At 64.2% G+C, this 4,399-nt stretch carries 8 protein-coding genes; 7 read left to right on the top strand and 1 reads right to left on the bottom strand.

Annotated elements, in window-relative coordinates:
* Window positions 1-93: 93 nt before the first annotated feature.
* Window positions 94-528: an Hg(II)-responsive transcriptional regulator gene (gene merR, locus PSF28_RS23335; protein WP_000429836.1), complete on the bottom strand. Its 435-nt coding sequence runs from the start codon at window positions 526-528 to the stop codon at window positions 94-96.
* A gap of 71 nt (window positions 529-599) precedes the next feature.
* Here merR and PSF28_RS23330 point away from each other — a divergent pair, with 71 nt between their 5' ends.
* The 7 genes from PSF28_RS23330 to PSF28_RS23300 all read left to right on the top strand — a co-directional run.
* Window positions 600-950 carry a mercuric transport protein MerT gene (locus PSF28_RS23330; RefSeq protein WP_001294663.1) on the top strand — a complete coding sequence of 117 codons (351 nt, stop codon included), beginning with the start codon at window positions 600-602 and terminating at the stop codon, window positions 948-950.
* A 13-nt stretch (window positions 951-963) separates the two neighbouring features.
* Window positions 964-1,239, top strand: a complete 276-nt coding sequence (gene merP / locus PSF28_RS23325) for a mercury resistance system periplasmic binding protein MerP (RefSeq protein WP_000732292.1) — start codon at window positions 964-966, stop codon at window positions 1,237-1,239.
* A gap of 35 nt (window positions 1,240-1,274) precedes the next feature.
* On the top strand, window positions 1,275-1,697 hold the full coding sequence (gene merC / locus PSF28_RS23320; RefSeq protein ID WP_001340589.1) for an organomercurial transporter MerC: 423 nt from the start codon (window positions 1,275-1,277) through the stop codon (window positions 1,695-1,697).
* A 51-nt stretch (window positions 1,698-1,748) separates the two neighbouring features.
* Window positions 1,749-3,443 carry a mercury(II) reductase gene (gene merA / locus PSF28_RS23315; protein WP_000105636.1) on the top strand — a complete coding sequence of 565 codons (1,695 nt, stop codon included), beginning with the start codon at window positions 1,749-1,751 and terminating at the stop codon, window positions 3,441-3,443.
* 17 nt (window positions 3,444-3,460) lie between these two features.
* On the top strand, window positions 3,461-3,823 hold the full coding sequence (gene merD, locus PSF28_RS23310) for a mercury resistance co-regulator MerD (RefSeq protein ID WP_001277456.1): 363 nt from the start codon (window positions 3,461-3,463) through the stop codon (window positions 3,821-3,823).
* Complete coding sequence (gene merE, locus PSF28_RS23305) at window positions 3,820-4,056, top strand: broad-spectrum mercury transporter MerE (RefSeq protein WP_000993386.1); 237 nt, start codon at window positions 3,820-3,822, stop codon at window positions 4,054-4,056. The genes merD and merE overlap by 4 nt, the downstream gene beginning before the upstream one ends.
* Window positions 4,057-4,091: 35 nt before the next feature.
* A partial coding sequence (locus PSF28_RS23300; protein ID WP_272685728.1) for an EAL domain-containing protein occupies window positions 4,092-4,399 on the top strand: 308 nt, incomplete at its 3' end.

Genomic DNA, 4,399 nt, shown 5'->3' with positions numbered 1-4,399 from the left:
CCCCCCGGACGAGTGGGAATCCATGGTAGGGATTTTTACCGAAATGGAAGAACACTATTAGGGGGCACCTCAGAAAACGGAAAATAAAGCACGCTAAGGCATAGCTGACCTTGCCAGGCCTGCTTCGCCCTGTAGTGACGCGATCAACGGGCAGGAAACATTCCCCTTTCGTGCATGGCAGGCGCACACGAGTTCAGACAGCACGGTTTCCATGCGCGCCAAGTCGGCCATCTTCTCGCGCACGTCCTTGAGCTTGTGTTCGGCCAGGCTGCTGGCCTCCTCGCAGTGGGTGCCATCGTCGAGCCGCAACAGCTCGGCAATCTCGTCCAGACTGAACCCCAGCCGCTGTGCCGATTTCACGAATTTCACCCGAACCACGTCCGCCTCCCCATAGCGGCGGATGCTGCCGTAAGGCTTGTCCGGTTCCCGCAACAGGCCCTTGCGCTGATAGAAGCGGATTGTCTCCACGTTGACCCCGGCCGCCTTGGCAAAAACGCCAATGGTCAGGTTTTCCAAATTATTTTCCATATCGCTTGACTCCGTACATGAGTACGGAAGTAAGGTTACGCTATCCAATCCAAATTCAAAAGGGCCAACGTATGTCTGAACCACAAAACGGGCGCGGTGCGCTCTTCGCCGGCGGGCTGGCCGCCATTCTTGCATCGACCTGCTGCCTGGGGCCGCTAGTACTGGTCGCCCTGGGCTTCTCCGGTGCTTGGATCGGCAACCTGACGGTGCTGGAACCCTATCGACCGTTGTTCATCGGCGCGGCGCTAGTGGCGCTGTTCTTCGCCTGGAAGCGGATTTACCGGCCCGTGCAGGCATGCAAGCCAGGTGAGGTCTGCGCGATTCCGCAGGTGCGCGCCACCTACAAGCTGATTTTCTGGATCGTGGCCGTGCTGGTCCTGGTCGCGCTTGGATTTCCCTATGTCGTTCCATTTTTCTATTAACCAGGAGTTCATCATGAAGAAACTGTTTGCCTCCCTTGCCCTCGCCGCCGCTGTTGCCCCGGTGTGGGCCGCTACCCAGACCGTCACGCTAGCGGTTCCCGGCATGACTTGCGCCGCCTGCCCGATCACAGTCAAGAAAGCGCTCTCCAAGGTCGAAGGCGTGAGCAAGGTCGATGTGGGCTTCGAGAAGCGCGAGGCCGTCGTCACTTTTGACGACACCAAGGCCAGCGTACAGAAGCTGACCAAGGCCACCGCAGACGCCGGCTATCCGTCCAGCGTCAAGCAGTGAGCCAGCAAGCCAACGACAACAGCGAGAGCCGCTTCATGGGACTGATGACACGCATTGCCGATAAAACCGGCGCGCTCGGCAGCGTCGTTTCCGCGATGGGCTGCGCCGCCTGCTTTCCAGCCCTCGCCAGCTTCGGCGCGGCCATCGGGCTGGGCTTCTTGAGCCAGTACGAGGGACTGTTCATCAGCCGCCTGCTGCCGCTGTTTGCCGCGCTGGCCTTCCTGGCGAACGCGCTGGGTTGGTTCAGTCATCGGCAATGGCTGCGCAGTCTGCTCGGCATGATCGGCCCGGCCATCGTGTTTGCGGCCACGGTCTGGCTGCTCGGCAACTGGTGGACGGCGAACCTGATGTACGTCGGCCTGGCCTTGATGATTGGGGTGTCGATCTGGGACTTCGTGTCGCCGGCGCATCGCCGTTGCGGACCGGACGGCTGCGAACTCCCCGCCAAGCGCTTGTGAAAGACGGCTGACCGTGCGACACGGCGGCCCACACGAATAAGGAACGATGGTATGAGCACTCTCAAAATCACCGGCATGACTTGCGACTCGTGCGCAGTGCATGTCAAGGACGCCCTGGAGAAAGTGCCCGGCGTGCAATCAGCGGATGTCTCCTACGCCAAGGGCAGCGCCAAGCTCGCCATTGAGGTCGGCACGTCACCCGACGCGCTGACGGCCGCTGTAGCTGGACTCGGTTATCGGGCCACGCTGGCCGATGCCCCCTCAGTTTCGACGCCGGGCGGATTGCTCGACAAGATGCGCGATCTGCTGGGCAGAAACGACAAGACGGGTAGCAGCGGCGCATTGCATATCGCCGTCATCGGCAGCGGCGGGGCCGCGATGGCAGCGGCGCTGAAGGCCGTCGAGCAAGGCGCACGTGTCACGCTGATCGAGCGCGGCACCATCGGCGGCACCTGCGTCAATGTCGGTTGTGTGCCGTCCAAGATCATGATCCGCGCCGCCCATATCGCCCATCTGCGCCGGGAAAGCCCGTTCGATGGCGGCATCGCCGCTACCACGCCGACCATCCAGCGCACGGCGCTGCTGGCCCAGCAGCAGGCCCGCGTCGATGAACTGCGCCACGCCAAGTACGAAGGCATCTTGGAGGGCAATCCGGCGATCACTGTGCTGCACGGCTCCGCCCGCTTTAAGGACAATCGCAACCTGATCGTGCAACTCAACGACGGCGGCGAGCGCGTGGTGGCATTCGACCGCTGCCTGATCGCCACCGGCGCGAGCCCGGCCGTGCCGCCGATTCCCGGCCTGAAAGACACTCCGTACTGGACTTCCACTGAAGCGCTGGTCAGCGAGACGATTCCTAAGCGCCTGGCCGTGATTGGCTCATCAGTGGTGGCGCTGGAGCTGGCGCAGGCGTTCGCCCGACTCGGAGCGAAGGTGACGATCCTGGCTCGCAGCACGCTGTTCTTCCGCGAAGACCCAGCTATAGGCGAAGCCGTCACGGCCGCATTCCGCATGGAGGGCATCGAGGTGAGGGAACACACCCAGGCCAGCCAGGTCGCGTATATCAATGGTGAAGGGGACGGCGAATTCGTGCTCACCACGGCGCACGGCGAACTGCGCGCCGACAAGCTGCTGGTCGCCACCGGCCGCGCGCCCAACACACGCAAGCTGGCACTGGATGCGACGGGCGTCACGCTCACCCCGCAAGGCGCTATCGTCATCGACCCCGGCATGCGTACAAGCGTGGAACACATCTACGCCGCAGGCGACTGCACCGACCAGCCGCAGTTCGTCTATGTGGCGGCAGCGGCCGGCACTCGCGCCGCGATCAACATGACCGGCGGTGACGCGGCCCTGAACCTGACCGCGATGCCGGCCGTGGTGTTCACCGACCCGCAAGTGGCGACCGTAGGCTACAGCGAGGCGGAAGCGCACCATGACGGCATCAAAACTGATAGTCGCACGCTAACGCTGGACAACGTGCCGCGCGCGCTCGCCAACTTCGACACGCGCGGCTTCATCAAACTGGTGGTTGAAGAAGGCAGCGGACGACTGATCGGCGTGCAGGCAGTGGCCCCGGAAGCGGGCGAACTGATCCAGACGGCCGCACTGGCGATTCGCAACCGGATGACGGTGCAGGAACTGGCCGACCAGTTGTTCCCCTACCTGACGATGGTCGAAGGGTTGAAGCTCGCGGCGCAGACCTTCAACAAGGATGTGAAGCAGCTTTCCTGCTGCGCCGGGTGAGGACAAGGAGGTGTGCGATGAGCGCCTACACGGTATCGCAACTGGCCCATAACGCTGGGGTGAGCGTACATATCGTGCGCGACTACCTGGTGCGCGGCTTGTTACGGCCGGTGGCCTGCACCACGGGCGGCTACGGCGTGTTCGACGATGCGGCCTTGCAACGGCTGTGCTTCGTGCGCGCGGCCTTCGAGGCGGGTATCGGCCTGGATGCCCTGGCGCGGCTGTGCCGTGCGCTCGACGCAGCGGACGGCGCACAAGCCGCAGCGCAGCTTGCCGTGCTGCGCCAGTTGGTCGAGCGGCGGCGCGCGGCGTTGGCCCATCTGGACGCGCAACTGGCCTCCATGCCAGCCGAGCGGGCGCACGAGGAGGCATTGCCGTGAACGCCCCTGACAAACTGCCGCCCGAGACGCGCCAACCCGTTTCCGGCTACCTGTGGGGTGCGCTGGCCGTGTTGACCTGCCCCTGCCATCTGCCGATTCTCGCCGCCGTGCTGGCCGGGACGACCGCCGGTGCCTTCCTTGGCGAGCATTGGGGTGTTGCCGCGCTCGCGCTGACCGGCTTGTTCGTTCTGGCCGTAACGCGGCTGCTGCGCGCCTTCCGGGGCGGATCATGACGAGTTCGCAGCCCGCCGGATGGACGGCGGCCGAGTTGGCGCAGGCGGCGGCGCGCGGACAGCTTGACCTGCATTACCAGCCGCTGGTCGATCTGCGCGATCACCGGATCGCTGGCGCGGAAGCGTTGATGCGCTGGCGGCATCCGAGGCTTGGCCTGTTGCCGCCCGGCCAGTTCCTGCCGCTGGCCGAGTCGTTCGGCCTGATGCCGGAAATAGGCGCGTGGGTGCTGGGCGAGGCCTGTCGCCAGATGCACAAGTGGCAAGGACCGGCATGGCAACCGTTCCGTCTTGCCATCAATGTGTCCGCCAGCCAGGTTGGGCCAACGTTCGACGACGAGGTAAA

The organism is Providencia sp. PROV130 (assembly GCF_028482225.1).
GTDB classification, from domain to species: domain Bacteria; phylum Pseudomonadota; class Gammaproteobacteria; order Enterobacterales; family Enterobacteriaceae; genus Providencia; species Providencia rettgeri.
Note: the sequence above shows the minus strand (reverse complement) of the source record. Positions and strands in the feature narration are given on the sequence as shown.

Bases quoted from the DNA above. Each gene is read 5' to 3' on its own strand.
- merD (WP_001277456.1), top strand. From the start codon at position 3,461: ATGAGCGCCTACACGGTATCGCAACTGGCCCATAACGCTGGGGTGAGC.
- PSF28_RS23330 (WP_001294663.1), top strand. From the start codon at position 600: ATGTCTGAACCACAAAACGGGCGCGGTGCGCTCTTCGCCGGCGGGCTG.
- merR (WP_000429836.1), bottom strand. From the start codon at position 528: ATGGAAAATAATTTGGAAAACCTGACCATTGGCGTTTTTGCCAAGGCG.
- merA (WP_000105636.1), top strand. From the start codon at position 1,749: ATGAGCACTCTCAAAATCACCGGCATGACTTGCGACTCGTGCGCAGTG.
- merC (WP_001340589.1), top strand. From the start codon at position 1,275: ATGGGACTGATGACACGCATTGCCGATAAAACCGGCGCGCTCGGCAGC.
- merP (WP_000732292.1), top strand. From the start codon at position 964: ATGAAGAAACTGTTTGCCTCCCTTGCCCTCGCCGCCGCTGTTGCCCCG.